The following is a 15458-nucleotide window of genomic DNA, read 5'->3' on the forward strand; positions in this document are numbered from 1 at the left end:
TCCGGGTGCTATGGCACCCAAAAACACTCACGGGCAATGACCTGCGGAGACATTCATCCAGGTGGGGGCAGTCGGCCGGTCACTGTTGGAATTGCTCTACGACGCTGTCGATCTCTTGCGCTAGCGAGGTGTCGTTGGCCGTGATGCCGCCCTTGGAATGGGTGGTGCAGTAGAACGTCACGGTGCGCCAGCGGATGTCGATGTCCGGGTGGTGGTTCTCGTTCTCGGCGATCTCGGCGATCCGGGTCACCGCCTGGATGGCTTGCGGGAAGCCGCCGAATTCGACCGTGCGGGTCAGATTGACGCCGTCCTGGCGCCACTCCGGCAGGTGCTGGAGCGCGTCGGAGACCTGGGTGTCGGTGAGCAGTTCGGTCATACCAACATGGTGGAGGTTCGGCCCGCCGATCTCCACCCGGCGAGCACCCCGATCACGAGAGGCGGCTGGGGCGTTCCAGGTAGGTGTGGTCGGGGTTGACGAAGCCGTACGCGCGGTAGAGGTCGTGCGCGTCGTCGGTGTGCAGCATCCAGCGAAGTCCCGGCCGGGGCCGTCGTCGATCATGCCCTGGACCAGCGCCTTGCCGATGCCGTGGCCGCGCGCCTCCGGGGCGACGAACACGTCGGCCAGGTACGCCGTGCCTACCCCGTCGGAGAACGCCCGGGCGAAGCCGATCAGCCGACCGTCCGGCTTCCGGTAGGCGCCGACCACCCGCCAAGCGAGGTCGATCTGCCGTTCGAAGTCCTCCCGCTTGCGCCACTGACCCCAATACGCCTGCGTGGAAAGGAATTCCCACACCACGTCGCGATCGGTCCGAGCCCGCGAGTCGTCCACTTCGAAGTCCATGCACCGAGCCTAACGGCCCACGCGACCGGATTTCGCCGGCGAAACCGCGCAGCAGGAACGGGGTACGCAGAGCTGAGGTTCCGCTACCCGCACCGGCACGCAAAACGCTCCTGGGAGCAAGATCTACGAGCAGGTGTGGAGGGCCGTGAGGAGGCGGTGGGAGCGGTTGTCGAAGCCTTCGGTTCGTATCAGGCACGGGCTGAAGGCAAACGCAACGCCCAGGCGGGGCCAGCAGCCGAACAGCGAACCACCCGCTCGGCTGTGGCCGAAACCGGTGGCCTCCGGGCCGTACGTCTCGATCGAATCCTGTAGCTCGTAGCCCAGGCCGAAGGCCAGCGGCCGGCCCGTGCCGGGGTCGGTGCCCCGGCTCTCCTCCCGGCGAATCCGGTCGATCATCCGGCCGCTGACGAGCTTCCCCGTCACCAGCGCCGAATACACCGCCGCCATGCCGAGAGAGGACGCCATCGCGCCGCCGCCAAGGGTGCCGCTGGTCCACCACGCCGGGGTGCTCCACGGCGCATCCTCGCCCAGCAGCGTGGGCGGGTTGCCGTAGACCTTGTCTCGGTAGGCCAGGGCTTCCGGAGTGTTCAACCGGTTCGCCACCTGGTAGTCGGCCGCGCGCCAGCGCCGCCCTGTGCGGGGCCATTCGGACTCCGGGAGTCCCAGCCAGAAGTCGGCCGGAACCCATTCGGTGATCTCGGCGCGCAGGTACTCGCCCACCTCCCGCCCGTCGACCCGGCGGATCAGCTCCGCCGCCAGCCAGCCGAAGGTCAACGCGTGGTACGCGGTGGTCATCCCGACCGGCCACAGTGGAGGCTGCGCGGCCAGCTGCCCGGCCATCGCCCGGTTGTCCATCGATTCCTCGCGGGTGACCGGTTTCGCCGGATACGGCAACCCGGCCGAATGCGAGAGCAGCTGGCGGACCAGGACGCCCTGCTTGCCCGCCGCGCCGAACTCCGGCCAGTACCGCACCACCGGCGCTTCCGGGTCGATCGCACCGCTGTCGACCAGCAAGGCGACTCCCGTGGCGACGATGCCCTTGGTGCCGGAGAAGATCGGCATCAGCGTGTCGGTCGTCATCGGTTCGGCACCCTCGGGGTCGCGGTGGCCCGCCTGCAGGTCGACGACCAGCTCACCATCGCGGAAGACGGTGCACGCCGCTCCTGCCGCACCGCGACGACCTCGGCGAACTCCTCGGCGACCCGCTCAAAACCCGCTGCGACCGACCTCAGTCCTTCCGCTCCAGGTGGAAGTTGGGCGCACCGTTGCGCAACGACCGGGTGTATTCGTACTGCGGCGCGGCGAACAGCTCCTCGGCCGGCGCCTGCTCGACGATCCGCCCGCCCTGAAGGATCGCGACCCGCTGCGCGATGTTGCGCACCAGCGCGATGTTGTGCGTGACGAACTCCAGCGCCAGCCCCATCTTCTCCCGCAGGTCCTGGAGCAGGTCGACGATCGCCGACTGCACCGAGGCGTCCAGCGCGGAGGTGATCTCGTCGCAGATCAGCACCTCGGGCCGGGTGACCAGGGCACGCGCGATCGCCACGCGCTGTCGCTCGCCGCCGCTGAGCTGGTCCGGGTAGCGCTCGGCGATGTCCGGCCGGAGCGCGGCGAGCCGCAGCGCTTCGGCCACCCGCTCCGACGTGCTCTTGCGGCCGGAATCCCCGCCGAGCGCCGAGATCGGCTGGGCCACCAGGTCGCGAACCCGGCGGCGCGGGTTCAGCGACTCCAACTTCTGTCCACTGTGGAGGAATCGGGTGAGCACGTCGCGGCGCACCCGGAGTTGTACACCGGATCCGCGGGCGAGTAGATGTCGTTGCTGGCGGTGCCGTGCCCGCCGAGCACCTGCTTGATCATCTGCTCCCGGTCCACGACGAGCCGGAACGCCTGCCGCACCCGGACGTCGTCGAACGGCGGCCGGTCCACCCGCATGGTGAACGGCACCCACGAACCGGTCTGCGACTCCAGCAGCCGTCGATCTGGTAGTCGGAGTTGAACCTGAGCAGCGTGTCGTAGAGCTGGAAGTTGCCGGCCTGGTCCGGGTGGGTCACGGCGGCGTGGGCGTCCAGGGTGTCCTTGCTGGACCCGCCGACTATGCCGACCCGCGGCCGGCCGCCGTACTGCGGTGGCCCGGACGGGATCGGCGCCTGCGCACCGCGCCGCCCGCGCATCCGCTGATCACGGCACCCGCGCCCACCGCGCCGGCGCCCACCGCGACGTACCGGAGGACGGCGCGACGACTGGGGCCGGCGTTCGACGGCCTCTGCTCGGCATCCGGCGGAACCTCCTGTGTCTTGCGGGGTGCCGCACCCGTCGCTTCGGACGAGCGCCGGTGACGTGGTCTTTCAAGCGGTGCCGGAACGTCTCGACAGCACCCCGCTGCCGTTGCGTTTTCGACCTGCGACTGATTGATCAGTCAATCGATCGCATCGACTTTCGCGGACGCGATGGAGGCTGTCAAGCCACCATGTGCAGGGTCGATATGTCAAGCCACGCCTTGGAGTAACGGCTCAACCACTGTCTTCTCTTGCTACTTTCGCAACACTTGATCGCCTCTTCGAACCGTGCTTGGCCATGCGTTTCGGTAGCTGGTTCGTCCGGCGTTAACCGCCCGATCCGATGGCGAGGCGCATCACAGCGAGCGGATTGCAGGTGTCACCGCATGGCGCTGATCCACTTCGGACGGTGACCGCAGGGAACGGGTTTTCCGCGCATTTCGACCAGGTCGATGCCGGGCACCGGCCTCGATGTCCGGCGTCGAAGCGGCGCAGCCACTGGTCGTGTGCCCCACCGGTACCGCGGCGCGTGCGAACCCGGAGCGGTTGCCAAGGCTGAGATCAGCCTGAGAATGGGGCTCGGAGCTGAGATCATGCTGAGATTTCCCTGCCGCCGGGGTTGCCGGATCGGCATGCTTGGGCCATGGTTCCGCGGGTGTTGGTGGTGGACGACGAGCCGGGAGTTCGCGCAGCGTTGCGCCGCGGGTTGTCCGCCGAGAGCATGGACGTGACCGTCGCGGCCGACGGCACCGATGCCCTGCGCCTGGCCTTGACCGGCGCCTTCGACGTCGTCGTGCTGGACGTCATGCTGCCCGGCCTGTCCGGCTACCGGGTGCTGGAGCGGATGCGTGCCGGCGACGTGAACACCCCGGTGTTGTTGATCTCGGCGAAGAACGGCGAGGTCGATCAGGCCGACGGGTTGGATCTCGGCGCGGACGGTTATCTGGTCAAACCCTTCTCCTTCCTGGTGCTGGTCGCGCAGGTGCGCGCGTTGCTGCGGCGCCGCGACACCGCCGGGCGGCAGGCGAGCCTGCGGGTCGGCGAGCTGGAGATCGACCGGGCCACCCGCGAGGTGCGCTGGGCTGGCGAGGTGATCGCGCTCTCGCCGCGCGAGTACGGGCTTCTGGTCGCGCTGGCCAGCCACCCGGAGGCGGTGGTGCCCAAGGACGACCTGCTGCGCATGGTGTGGGGCGAGGAGCAGTTCGTCACCCGCAACGTGGTCGAGGTCTACGTCGGTTACCTGCGCCGCAAGCTTGCCGCGGCCGGCGCCGGGGAACTGGTGCAGACCGTGCGCGGCCAGGGCTACCGGGTCTGCGTCGAAACGGCATGATCGCGAGCCTGCGCCGGTGGTGGCACCGACGCACCATTCAGTTCCGGACCAGCATCGTGGCCGCCGCCGTCGCGCTGATCGGACTCGGCGTGATCGCGCACGTGAGCACCGGGGTCGTCAGCTGGCTGCTGATCGACTCGGTCGACGCCGACCTGCAGCGCACCGCCACCATGACCGCGAGCCGTCTCGTCGGCGGGACCGCGCCCTCCGCCGTGGCCACGCCCGAGATCCGGGTGCTGGACACCTCTGGCGCGCCTCTGGACGGGCTGCCCGAGGCGAGCCTGCACCACTGGCAGATCGACGAGCTTCGCTCCGGCGACGGCGTGATCGACTTCGAGCCGCCCGCCGAAGTGCACCGGTGGCGCGGCGTCGTCGTGCCCGACCCGACCGGCCGACCGCTGCTCGTCGCCACCGGCGCAAGGCTGGTCGGGTTCACCGACACCGCAGGCAAGACCGGCCGCTTGCTCAGCTTCGGGTCGATCCTCGCCGCCGCGCTGGTGGGGCTGGCCACCTGGCTGGTGGTGCGCCGTTCGCTGCGACCGGTGGAACGGATGCGGGTGGCCGCCGCCGGGCTCCCCGAAGGTCAGCGGCTGCCGGTGCCCGAGGCCGCCGACGAGATCCGCGCGCTCGCCGAAGAGCTCAACATCATGCTCGCCCGGCGCGACGCCGACACCGAGCGGTTACGGCGGTTCACCGGCGATGCCGCGCACGAACTGCGCAACCCCGTCGCGTCCATCCGCGCCCAGGCCGAGGTCGCCGTGATGCATCCGGACCCGGAGCTCGCCCACGAGACCCTGCAGGACATCGCGCATGAAGCGCAGCGCCTGTCGGCCCTGGTGGAGAGCCTGCTCGCGTTGGCGCGGGCCGAGCGCGACACGGCCGCCCCCGGGCAGCCGGTCGACCTCGTGACGGCGGTGCGGGCCGCCGCCGATCGGCTCGAACCGTCGGGCGCGCCCGGGACCGGCCCGCGGATCGAGGTGGAGGTCCCGGCCAGGCCGGTGCTGGTGCTGGCCGACCCGGCGGAGGTGTCGACGGTGCTCGACAACCTCGTCGGCAACGCGTTGCGCTACACCCGGACGCTGGTGCGGGTCTCCGTTTTCGCTGATGGCATGGGCTCCTCCGGAGTGTATTGGGTGCGGTTGGTGGTCGACGACGACGGGCCCGGGATTCCGATGGCGCACCGCGAGCGGGTCTTCGACCGGTTCCACCGGGTGGAACCGGACCGGGCGCGCAGCACCGGCGGTGCCGGGCTCGGGCTCGCCCTCGCGGCCGAGGCGGTGCGCCGTCGAGGAGGCGCGGTCCGGGCCTCGACATCGCCGGACGGTGGCGCCCGCGTCGAGGCGCGCTGGCCCCGGCATGCGGCAGGCAGCTGAGTGCCCGCGTCCTGTGGCGGTGCCGGTTGCGGGAACGGCTGCCGCTCGCCTGGCGGCGAGGCGCGGTCGAGCGCGTGGCGCGCCCAAGCAGCGTGGCCTCCGAGCAGGCGGTGGCGGGTGACCCTGTCGGGTGGGGCAAAATGTCTGCACGTGTCGGTTTTGCGGAGCACCGGACTGATCGAGGCACCCCCGGCCACGGTGGGGGCCGCGCTGCGGCACACCCGCACCGCCGAGGTCGGACTCGCCGCCCTCGGCGTCAACGGCCGCGCCGCGACCCGTCCGGCCGCGCTGCTCGTCCCCGGTGACGAGATCGTCTTCCACACCAGAATCGCCCGCCTCCCTGCGGATCTGACCACTCGGGTCGTGCGCGCCGATGCCGACGCGATGAGTTCCGTGCTGATCTCCGGCCCGCTGCCGGAGTTGCGCCACGAGTCGGTGCTCGCCGAGGCCGGACCCCGGACACTGCTCACCGACTCGTTGCACTGGACGACGCCGTTCGGCCCGCTGGGCCGGCTCGCCGACATCACCGTCGTCCGCCGGTTCGTGCTGGACGTGCTCGCCGCGCGCATCGCCGCCGTGCGCGAGCTCGCCGAATCCTGGGCGTCCCGGCCGATCGTCGTCGGCACCGCAATCGTCCACAAGGGACAATTGCTGGCGCAGCAACGCCGCTACCCGGCGCCGGACGCGGGTCGCTGGGAACTGCCCGGCGGCCGGGTCGAGCCGGACGAGGACGAACCCGCCGCCGTCATCCGGGAATGTCAGGAGGAACTCGCCGTCGAGGTCCGCCCGACCGGCCGCGTCGGCACCGACGTCCCGCTCAGCAACGGAATGCTCCTGCGCATCCACGCGGCCGAACTCGCGGACCCCACGGCCATACCGAAAGCGGTGGAGCATAACGAAGTCCGCTGGGTGTCGGCGGACGAACTGGCCGAACTCGACTGGCTCGACGCCGATCGGGTCCTGGTCCACTCCCTCCGCGACCTACTGGCCGAGGCCTAGAGCTCCAGCAGCTCGGCTGGGTCGAATGACAGCGGGAACGGCAGTTCGGTCTCGAAGGTCTGGCCGTCCAACGCTTTGGCATGATCGCGGTAGGTGCCATCTTCCAAGCGCAGGAGCTCCACCGAAACGCGCTCGCGTTCCCTGGCGATGTCAACCCGCATGAAATACGGAATCCCGGCTTTGGCGTATTCAGCGGGTTTGTCCACGAAGTCGTTCCGGCGACTCGACTTCGACACGCACTCGCCGATGAGCAGGACGGCTTCGGCTGAGATCCAGACACGTCCGCGCGCTGGCTCGCGGAGCACCGCGAAGTCGGGTTGCGCCCATCGCATCGACGAGATCTTTGGCATCTCGACGTTCAGCGTGGTGTAGGCATTGCCGCCGAGATGACGTGCAGGCGCGCGCATCCGGAGGTAGAGCTCGTCCGCTGCGTAGACATTCGCCGAACCTTCGTAGGGGCTCACTATCAGCTTCCCGTCCAGGCACTCGTACTTGGCCGGGGGCATCCCCGGGATCGGTAGGTACCTTTCGGCAAGCTCGGGCGTCCACAGCCCGTCCAGGTCAACGAGCGGATCGAACGGGGCGTGTGGGTCGAACGATGGTGCAGCCACGGCGGCACTCCTCTCGACCAAGAACGCGGTGTTGCCTTTCTTCACGGTACCCATGAGCCCAGGCTGCCGATACTGATCAGGTGTTCGCCAGGTGATCCACTCGAACTAGTGAACGAATGCGCAGGTGGTGCTGGGCGGGGGTGCCCGTGGCCCGATAGCCGGGTCGCGGGCGCCCCCGCTGGAGCGGATCAGCGGAGGCCGGTGACGCGGAGGGCGGCTTGCAGGCGGGGCTGCGCCCGCTCGCTCGCTCGCTTCGCCCCGTGTGCCCGGATGCGGTCCAGTTCCATCGGAGCGTCCAGCAGCTCCCGGGCGCGTTCGCGCACCGGTCGCAGCTCCTCGATCACCGCCTCGGCCACCGCCTCCTTGAGCTCCGCGTAGGTGCTCGCAGATTCCGTTGCGGCGTAAGGGCTCGTGTCGTTGCAGGCGGCGAGGATCTCCAGGAGGTTCGCCACGCCCGGCCGGCCGTCCGGGTCGTACCGCACCTCGTCGAGGCCGTCGGTGACCGCGCGGCGGAACTTGCGCCGGATAGCGTCCGGCTCGTCGAGTACGAAGACCACGCCGGGGCTCTGCTGGTTGGACTTCTCCATCTTGCGCGTCGGGTCGGCGAGATCCCGGATTCGCGCCGCGGTCTTGGGCACCACGGCCTCCGGGACGGCGAAGACGTCGCCGTAATTGGCGTTGAACCGGCGGGCCAGCGTGCGGGCCAGCTCCACGTGCTGGTCCTGGTCGCTGCCGACCGGCACCTGGGTGGCACCCTGCAGCAGGATGTCGGCGGCCATCAGCACCGGATACGTCAGCAGGCCGACCCGGACCGACTCCTGCCCGGCGCCCCGCTCCTTGAACTGGACCATCCGGGCGGCCTCGCCGTAGGAGCAGGTGCATTCCAGGATCCAGTTCAGCGTCCCCAGCTCGCCGACCAGATCCGACTGCACGAACAGCGAATCGGGGTCGATGCCCGCCGCGAGCAGCACCGCGAACTGCTCCCGGGTCAGCGAGCGCAGCCGCTGCGGACGGTGCGGCATAGTCATGGCGTGCAGGTCGGAGACGAAGAACAGGTCTGCGGGTTCGCGCTCGGTGGCCCACCGCCGCACGGCGCCGAGGTAGTTGCCCAGCTGGACGTGGCCGGACGGGGTGATGCCGGACAGGCGGGTCATTGGTCTCTCCCGGGTCTTGGGCCGCTGCCCGCCAGGATCGACCTCATGCCGCTCGGCCGCCCGGCGGAGCGGCCGATGATCTGCGTGTCAGTGCACGACGTCGCTGGGCCGCCCTCGGACGGCCCACCACATGTTCGACATTGCGCGCACGCCGCAATGTTACCGCTTGGTGATCGGCAGCGGTCAAGGAGAAGGGCTACCGTGAAAGAATGTTTGTAGTGCTGCTGCAATACACCGCGCCAGAATCGGATATCGACGGTCAACTGGTAGATCACTACGAATGGGTTACCCAGCATTACGACGCCGGCGACTTCATCGCCGCCGGCCACCGCCATCCGCGCAGCGGCGGGGTGATCATCGCCCGGGCGATGTCCCGCGGCCGGCTCGACGCGATCCTCGCGACCGACCCGTTCGCGCTGCACAAACTCGCACGCTACGAGGTCATCGAGTTCACCGCGTTGCGGACGATCCCCGAGCTGGCAAAGTACGCCGACCCGCTGTCCCCGGCCGCCCGCAAGTAGTCCCAGAGCTATCCGCGAACCACGGCAGGTGCCGCGGTCAGATCATTTCGTACCCTTTTTCTTTGCCTCTTTCTTGACCTTCTTTTGCGCTTTCTTGACCTCTTCCGCCTTGGCCTCGCGCAGCAAGTCGCGCAGTACCACGACCGGGCAGCTCTTGCAGGGTGGTCGAGATCGACAACATTTTTTCTTGACCTTGATGGTGCCTTTGCCCACGGTTTGTTCTTTCGATGCCGAGACGGGGTTGGGCACAGGCTAGGCGAACCTAACCTCGGTTGGCGACTTGATGTTGGGAGCCGGGCGTCGGGTGTTGCGCTGGGCACGCGACGGCCGGTCCCGCATCAGGTTGCATTACCCTGGGAGAGCCGCGCGTCGACGTGCGTGCGCCTCCGCTCGGCGGGGGTGGCGCCCATCAGCTCCGCAGCAGCGGCGCAGTGGAGCCGCGGCTCGGTGCCTTGCGGATCATCCCGCACCCGGACGAAGTCGACCAACCCCGCCGCCCACCCGCGCCGATCCAGGAGTACCCGCGTGTCCGCCACCAGCGTCGCCGCCCTCATTCGCAGTGATCTGCGCAACGTCGCCATCGTTGCCCACGTCGATCACGGCAAGACCACCCTGGTGGATGCCATGTTGCGGCAGTCCGGGGCCTTCTCCGAACGCGCGGAGCTCGTCGACCGCGTGATGGACTCCAACGACCTGGAGCGGGAGAAGGGCATCACGATCCTCGCCAAGAACACCGCGGTCCGGCGGGAGACCGACGCCGGCCCGGTGACCATCAACGTGGTGGACACCCCCGGCCACGCCGACTTCGGCGGTGAGGTCGAGCGCGCCCTGTCGATGGTGGACGGCGTGCTGCTGCTGGTGGATGCCAGCGAAGGCCCGCTGCCGCAGACCCGGTTCGTGCTGCGCAAGACGCTGGCCGCCGGACTGCCGGTGATCCTCGTGGTGAACAAGGTCGACCGCCCGGACGCCCGCTGCGCCGAGGTCGTCGAGGAGACCCACGACCTGCTGCTGGAGCTGGCCAGCGAGCTCGACGGCGAGGTCGAGCTCGACATGGAGGCGATCCTGGACCTGCCGGTCGTCTACGCCTCCGCCCGCGCCGGCCGGGCCTCGCTGGCCCAGCCGGTGGACGGCGAGCTGCCCGCCGAGGAGGACCTCACCGCGCTGTTCGACGTGCTGCTCAAGCACGTGCCCGCGCCGACCGCGGACACCGAGGCGCCGCTGCGCGCGCTGGTGACGAACCTCGACGCGTCCTCCTTCCTCGGCCGCATCGCGCTGTGCCGGATCCACTCCGGCACCTTGCGCAAGGGCCAGACGGTGGGCTGGTGCCGCGCCGACGGCACCGTCGAGAAGGTCCGGCTCACCGAGCTGCTGATCACCGAGAACCTCGACCGGGTGCCGTGCAACGAGGCGTCCGCAGGCGACCTGGTGGCCATCGCTGGTATCCCGGACATCACCATCGGCGACACCCTCGCCGACCCCGACGCCCCCGAGCCGCTGCCCCGGATCACCGTCGACGACCCGGCGATCTCGATGACCATCGGCGTTAACACCTCTCCGCTGACCGGCCGCAACGGCGGCACCAAGGTCACCGCGCGGCTGGTGAAGAACCGGTTGGACGCCGAGCTGATCGGCAACGTCAGCATGAAGGTGCTGCCCACCGAGCGGCCGGACGCCTGGGAGGTGCAGGGCCGCGGCGAGCTGGCGCTGGCCATCCTGGTGGAGACCATGCGCCGGGAGGGCTTCGAGCTCACCGTCGGCAAGCCGCAGGTGGTCACCCGTACCATCGACGGCCAGCTGTGCGAGCCGTTCGAGCGGCTGACCATCGACGCCCCCGAGGAGCACCTCGGCGCGGTCACCCAGCTGCTGGCCGGGCGCAAGGGCCGGATGGAGACCATGGACGGGCACGGCACCGGCCGCATCAAGCTGGAGTACGTGGTGCCCGCCCGCGGCCTGATCGGCTTCCGCACCGAGTTCCTCACCGAGACCCGCGGCACCGGCATTGCCAACCACGTCTTCGAGGGCTACTTCCCGTGGGTGGGCGAGCTGCGCACCCGGCACACCGGTTCGCTGGTGGCTGACCGGGCCGGCTCGGCGACCACCTACGCGCTTCTGCAGTTGGCCGACCGCGGCAGCTTCTTCGTGGAGCCTGGCAACGAGGTCTACGAGGGCATGGTGGTCGGGGAGAACCCGCGCGCCGAGGACCTCGACGTCAACATCACCAAGGAGAAGAAGCTCACCAACATGCGGTCCTCCACCGCGGACGAGCTGGAGCGGCTGGCCAAGCCGCGGACGCTCGCGCTGGAGGAGGCGCTGGAATTCTGCTCCGGTGACGAGTGCGTCGAGGTCGGCCCGGCGGCGATCCGGGTGCGCAAATTGGTCCTGGACGGCACGACCCGCGCCCGCGAGCGTTCCCGCGCCAAGGCCCGCGACAACAACGCCAACTGAGGTGTGCTCGGTGGCGATTTCGCGCGAAATCGCCACCGAGCACGCGCTGGGAGCGCCGGTTTCGCGCGAAATCGCCGTTCCTTGCCTGCTGAGCTCCTACGTCGTCGAGGCCGCCGGGATTTCGCCGATCCGCACGCGGCGTGGGCGGGCGGCGAGGACACTGGGCTGCGACCCCCGGTGTCGATCATTTCGTCGGCGGCAGGAACCATGGAGGGCTCTCGCGCGTCTTCCGCACGTGCGAGCCGCCCCGGGTGGGCCGGGGTGTTCGGGGGGAGCAGACGTGAGGGGAGGTCCGGCGTGTCCTTGGGTCGACGCCGCCCACTGGCCGCTGTCTGCCTGGTGGTGACAACCGTCAGCGTGGTGGCTGCCTGCACGAATGCCCCCCCGCCTCCGCTGGTGTCACCGCAACCCCCGACGCAGTCGCCGACGACCAGCGCTCCGCCGACGCAGCCGATGCCGGTGGAGGTCGTCGTCGGTGTCGACGAGCTCGAAGGTGGGTTCAACCCGCACACGCTCGCCGACCTGTCGTCGACGAGTTCGGCGCTGGCCAGCCTGATGCTGCCGTCGGTGTTCCGCCCGGCGCCGGACGGCAACCTGCAGCTGGACGGCACGCTGATGGAATCGGCCGAGGTGGTGGCGGACGCGGAGAAGTTCACCGTGCGCTACCGGATCCGGCGCGAGGCCAACTGGTCCGACGGCGCACCGATCGCCGCCGAGGACTTCGTCTACCTGTGGGAACAGCTGCGCTCCCAGCCCGGAGTGGCCGACCCGGCCGGTTACCAGTTGATCGACGACGTGGCGTCGCGGCAGGGCGGCAAGACCGTCGACGTCACCTTCGCCAAGCCGTTCCCTGGCTGGCAGACGCTCTTCAACAACCTGCTGCCCGCGCACTTGCTGCGGGACGCGCCGCGCGGTTGGGCGACGGTGCTCGACGACGGCTACCCGGCTTCCGGTGGGCCGTTCGCGATCCGGCAGATCGACCTCGACCGCGGCGAGATCATCCTGGAGCGCAACGACCGGTACTGGGGCCCGCCCGCGCCGTCGGACCGGATCGTGCTGCGCGCGACCGACAGGGCCCGCCAGGTCGAGGCACTGCGCAGCGGCGACAGCCACCTGGCGGTGTTCGGCGCGGACCGGGGCACCATGCAGGCGCTGCAGGACCTCGGCGATGCGGTGCAACTGATCACCGTGCCCCGCCCGGCCACCATGGAGGTGCTGCTGCGGCACGACAGCCGGGCGCTGGCGGACGTCAAGGTGCGCCGAGCGGTCCTCGCCGCGCTCGACCGGCCCGCGTTGATCGAGGCCGGCACCGGTGGCGGGCCTGCGGAGCAGCTCCAGGCACACGCCCAGGTGCTCGCGCCGTCCGAGCGCGGCTACACGCCGACCGAACCGGGGCTGCCGAACCGGCCGGACCCCGCGCAGGTCGAGCGGCTGCTCAACGAGGCCGGGTACCACCGCAGCGGTGGAGCCTGGTTGCGGGACGGGCGGCCGTTGAACCTGGTCATCGCGGCGCCGTTCGAGCACGAGTCGTACATCAGGATCGCCGAGGCGGCCGCGCGGCAGCTTCGGGACCAGGGGATCCAGGCGACCGTGGTGACGCCGACCGGTGATCAGCTGTTCGGCGAGATGCTGTCGGCCAATCCGCAGTCCGGCGAGTCCGGTGGGTCGGGCTCGGTGGACATGGCCATCGCGCCGCGTCCGGCGGGGGGCGACCCGGCGGCGATGTTGGCGTCTTCGTACGGCTGCCCGGGCGTGGCAAAGGACAGCGAGAAGCCGTTCCCGTACAACGACGCCGGATTCTGCGACCAGCTGCTGCAGCCGACGATCGACGCGGCGTTGACCGGTCAGGTGCCGTTCTCCGGGGCGTCGGCGGCCGTCGAGCCCGTGCTGTGGCGCGACGCGGTGGCGCTGCCGCTGTACCAGCAGGCCCAGGTGATGGTGCTGCGCCGGGAAGTCACCGGCGTCGAGGCGGGCAACGGTTTGGCCGGGCCGTTCTCCACCGCTGCCCGATGGGTCGGGACGCACGCCGACAGCGACGGTTACTAAGCCCGCACGGAGCAGGCGGCGGGGCGGCGATTTCGCGCGAAATCGCCACCTGGCACGCGTGAGGAGCGGCGATTTCGCGCGAAATCGCCACCTCTCCCCGTCTCGCCAGGGGTGCCTTTCAGCGCCCGTGACGGGCTCGCGCGGCTACTCAGCGGACTCGTGCCTCTGAACCGCGGAGACGCCGATGCCTTTCGGCTTGTGGGGCGTATCGGTTCCGCCACGGGGTGACGTGACCCGGTGGGCTGTTCGCGGCGTATCGATACGGACATTCGGGGGAATGCGGCTACCGTGCGCTGTGTGGTGTGCGCCGCAGATTAATCTGGTCCGGTGACGCTGACGGCCCCACCGAGGTTGCTGCTGGTACACGCGCACCCAGACGACGAAACCCTCTGGACCGGCGGGACGATCGCCCGCTACGCCGCCCGCGGCGTGCAGGTGGTGGTGGTGACCTGCACTCTCGGCGAGGAAGGCGAGGTCATCCCCGAGAGCCTGCGGGGCTTGGCCTCGGACCAGGCCGACCAGCTCGGCGGTTACCGGGTCGGCGAGCTGCGCTCGGCCTGTGCCGCGCTGCGCGTGGCCGACCACCGGTTCCTCGGCGGCGTGGGGCGCTGGCGCGACTCCGGGATGCGCTGGGAGCAGCCGGGCCAGGCGGCCGCGCTGCCGAACGCGCATCCGCGGGCCTTTGCCACCGGTGACCTGCAGGAGCAGACCGGTGCGCTGGAAGCCGTGCTGCGCGAGGTGAAACCGCAGGTGGTCGTCAGCTACGCGGCCGACGGCGGCTACGGCCACCCGGACCACATCCGGGCCCACGAGGTGACGGTCATGGCGGCTGCGAAGGTCTCCGACGTGCAGCGGGTGTTCTACGCGGTTCCGTCCCGCGACGTGGTAGCGAAGGGGCTCGCCGCGTTGGCGCAGGCCGAGGACCTGCCGTTCGAGCTGCCCCAGCCGCACGAGCTGGCCAGTGTTGACGACGAGTCCATCACCACGGTCGTCGACGTGTCCGAGCACCTGCCGGCCAAGATCAGCGCCCTGCGCGCGCACGGCACCCAGGTCAAGGTGTGGCTGGACCAGTGGCACAACGGCGAAGGCGTCGCGGCCTACGCGTTGTCCAACGGCGTCGCGCAGCCGATCGTGACGACCGAGCACTACGTGTTGGCGACGGGTGATCCGCAGGGCTGCCAGACGGATGTGTTCGGCGGGCTCGGGGTGAGTGGAACCGAGCCGGTGGGCGACCGTTGACCGCAGGTGACCGCGTGCTGCTCGGCTTCCTGCTGCTCGATGCCGTCCTGCTGGCCCTGATCGAGCTGCTGTTCCTCCCGTCGTACATCGGCTCCGTGCAGTTCCCGATCACGGCCGCGCTGGCGGTGGTGACCACGCCGTTGCTGGTGGCCGAGGCCGCGAGGCTCTTGCCGAGGCGCCGGGTGGCCGGTGCGCCGCTGCTGGTGTGGTTCGCGACGGTGTTCGTGTTCGGAGTCTTAGGGCCGGGCGGCGACATCGTGCTGCTCAACGATTGGCGTGCCTTGCTGCTGATCGGCGGTGGCGCATTGCCGAGCGCGCTGATGCTCGGAATCGTGATGGAGAAGAACCCCGGGACGTGAGGTCTGGGAGCGGCGATGACCGAGGTGTTGACCGACGAGCGGATCGCGGCCGTGCTGGGGCCGTTCGTGCGAGCGACCGCGCCGGTGCTTGATGCCTTGCGCGAGCCGGATCCGCTGCGGCTGCGCGGCCGGACCGAAGATCGGCCGAGCTGGCGGCGGGGCACGCGGAGCACGACGAATGGGTCTCGGAACTCACCGAGGACGTCGAGGCTTCGCGCCGCGGGCACGGCCGGGCGACGCCGAAGGCGGTCGCGCGCACGGTGT

The 15458-nt window shown here is 70.0% G+C and carries 16 protein-coding genes and 1 pseudogene; 8 read left to right on the forward strand and 9 right to left on the reverse strand.

All coding sequences use genetic code 11. The features are described from left to right. Positions 1-79: 79 nt before the first annotated feature. From ACRXBZ_RS24745 to ACRXBZ_RS24765, 5 genes and pseudogenes are all read right to left on the reverse strand, one after another. Positions 80-376 carry a 4a-hydroxytetrahydrobiopterin dehydratase gene (locus tag ACRXBZ_RS24745; protein ID WP_168590114.1) on the reverse strand — a complete coding sequence of 99 codons (297 nt, stop codon included), beginning with the start codon at positions 374-376 and terminating at the stop codon, positions 80-82. A gap of 52 nt (positions 377-428) precedes the next feature. Beyond that, positions 429-841 (reverse strand): annotated as a pseudogene (locus ACRXBZ_RS24750) (GNAT family N-acetyltransferase). A gap of 123 nt (positions 842-964) precedes the next feature. Next, positions 965-1972 (reverse strand): serine hydrolase domain-containing protein, encoded by a 1008-nt coding sequence (locus ACRXBZ_RS24755; protein ID WP_433883960.1) that lies wholly within the window; start codon positions 1970-1972, stop codon positions 965-967. 97 nt (positions 1973-2069) lie between these two features. Beyond that, positions 2070-2573, reverse strand: a complete 504-nt coding sequence (locus ACRXBZ_RS24760) for an ATP-binding cassette domain-containing protein (protein WP_433881135.1) — start codon at positions 2571-2573, stop codon at positions 2070-2072. Then, positions 2561-2785, reverse strand: coding sequence for an ABC transporter substrate-binding protein (locus tag ACRXBZ_RS24765; protein ID WP_433881136.1), 225 nt, complete (start codon positions 2783-2785; stop codon positions 2561-2563). The genes ACRXBZ_RS24760 and ACRXBZ_RS24765 overlap by 13 nt, the downstream gene beginning before the upstream one ends. Before the next feature lie 975 nt (positions 2786-3760). On the opposite strand from ACRXBZ_RS24765, the gene ACRXBZ_RS24770 reads away from it, so the two are divergent. The 3 genes from ACRXBZ_RS24770 to ACRXBZ_RS24780 all read left to right on the forward strand — a co-directional run bounded on the left by ACRXBZ_RS24770 (position 3761) and on the right by ACRXBZ_RS24780 (position 6819). Next, positions 3761-4447, forward strand: a complete 687-nt coding sequence (locus ACRXBZ_RS24770) for a response regulator transcription factor (RefSeq protein WP_168586670.1) — start codon at positions 3761-3763, stop codon at positions 4445-4447. Then, the gene (locus tag ACRXBZ_RS24775) at positions 4444-5820 is read left to right on the forward strand and encodes a sensor histidine kinase (protein WP_433881137.1); all 1377 of its coding nucleotides are present in this window, start codon (positions 4444-4446) and stop codon (positions 5818-5820) included. The genes ACRXBZ_RS24770 and ACRXBZ_RS24775 overlap by 4 nt, the downstream gene beginning before the upstream one ends. A gap of 150 nt (positions 5821-5970) precedes the next feature. Further along, a complete protein-coding gene (locus ACRXBZ_RS24780) occupies positions 5971-6819 on the forward strand; it encodes an NUDIX domain-containing protein (RefSeq protein WP_433881138.1) in 849 nt (282 codons plus the stop codon). On the opposite strand, the gene ACRXBZ_RS24785 is transcribed toward ACRXBZ_RS24780, so the two are convergent. Both ACRXBZ_RS24785 and trpS read right to left on the reverse strand, forming a co-directional pair. Further along, positions 6816-7430, reverse strand: a complete 615-nt coding sequence (locus ACRXBZ_RS24785; protein WP_433881139.1) for a Uma2 family endonuclease — start codon at positions 7428-7430, stop codon at positions 6816-6818. The genes ACRXBZ_RS24780 and ACRXBZ_RS24785 overlap by 4 nt on opposite strands. A 188-nt stretch (positions 7431-7618) precedes the next feature. Next, positions 7619-8584 carry a tryptophan--tRNA ligase gene (trpS, locus tag ACRXBZ_RS24790; protein WP_433881140.1) on the reverse strand — a complete coding sequence of 322 codons (966 nt, stop codon included), beginning with the start codon at positions 8582-8584 and terminating at the stop codon, positions 7619-7621. Between the two features lie 209 nt (positions 8585-8793). Here trpS and ACRXBZ_RS24795 point away from each other — a divergent pair, with 209 nt between their 5' ends. Then, the gene (locus ACRXBZ_RS24795; protein WP_029535177.1) at positions 8794-9105 is read left to right on the forward strand and encodes a YciI family protein; all 312 of its coding nucleotides are present in this window, start codon (positions 8794-8796) and stop codon (positions 9103-9105) included. A gap of 42 nt (positions 9106-9147) precedes the next feature. Here ACRXBZ_RS24795 and ACRXBZ_RS24800 read toward each other — a convergent pair whose 3' ends face one another. Further along, on the reverse strand, positions 9148-9354 hold the full coding sequence (locus ACRXBZ_RS24800) for a hypothetical protein (protein WP_433881141.1): 207 nt from the start codon (positions 9352-9354) through the stop codon (positions 9148-9150). Between the two features lie 89 nt (positions 9355-9443). Continuing rightward, entirely contained in the window at positions 9444-9641 is a 198-nt protein-coding gene (locus tag ACRXBZ_RS24805) for a hypothetical protein (RefSeq protein ID WP_433881142.1), read from the reverse strand. Here ACRXBZ_RS24805 and typA point away from each other — a divergent pair. From typA to ACRXBZ_RS24825, 4 genes are all read left to right on the forward strand, one after another. Then, a complete protein-coding gene (gene typA, locus ACRXBZ_RS24810; RefSeq protein WP_433881143.1) occupies positions 9631-11550 on the forward strand; it encodes a translational GTPase TypA in 1920 nt (639 codons plus the stop codon). The genes ACRXBZ_RS24805 and typA overlap by 11 nt on opposite strands. A 297-nt stretch (positions 11551-11847) precedes the next feature. Beyond that, positions 11848-13596, forward strand: a complete 1749-nt coding sequence (locus ACRXBZ_RS24815; protein ID WP_433881144.1) for an ABC transporter family substrate-binding protein — start codon at positions 11848-11850, stop codon at positions 13594-13596. Positions 13597-13923: 327 nt separating this feature from the next. Beyond that, complete coding sequence (gene mshB, locus ACRXBZ_RS24820; RefSeq protein ID WP_433881145.1) at positions 13924-14835, forward strand: N-acetyl-1-D-myo-inositol-2-amino-2-deoxy-alpha-D-glucopyranoside deacetylase; 912 nt, start codon at positions 13924-13926, stop codon at positions 14833-14835. Further along, positions 14832-15194 (forward strand): hypothetical protein, encoded by a 363-nt coding sequence (locus tag ACRXBZ_RS24825; RefSeq protein WP_433881146.1) that lies wholly within the window; start codon positions 14832-14834, stop codon positions 15192-15194. The genes mshB and ACRXBZ_RS24825 overlap by 4 nt, the downstream gene beginning before the upstream one ends. Positions 15195-15458: the final 264 nt, after the last annotated feature.

This window comes from Saccharopolyspora hattusasensis (genome assembly GCF_050972075.1).
GTDB lineage: Bacteria > Actinomycetota > Actinomycetes > Mycobacteriales > Pseudonocardiaceae > Saccharopolyspora > Saccharopolyspora hattusasensis.

Coding starts and splice junctions, on each gene's coding strand:
- ACRXBZ_RS24795 (WP_029535177.1), top strand. CDS start 8,794: ATGTTTGTAGTGCTGCTGCAATACACCGCGCCAGAATCGGATATCGAC.
- trpS (WP_433881140.1), bottom strand. CDS start 8,584: ATGACCCGCCTGTCCGGCATCACCCCGTCCGGCCACGTCCAGCTGGGC.
- ACRXBZ_RS24770 (WP_168586670.1), top strand. CDS start 3,761: ATGGTTCCGCGGGTGTTGGTGGTGGACGACGAGCCGGGAGTTCGCGCA.
- ACRXBZ_RS24745 (WP_168590114.1), bottom strand. CDS start 376: ATGACCGAACTGCTCACCGACACCCAGGTCTCCGACGCGCTCCAGCAC.
- ACRXBZ_RS24775 (WP_433881137.1), top strand. CDS start 4,444: ATGATCGCGAGCCTGCGCCGGTGGTGGCACCGACGCACCATTCAGTTC.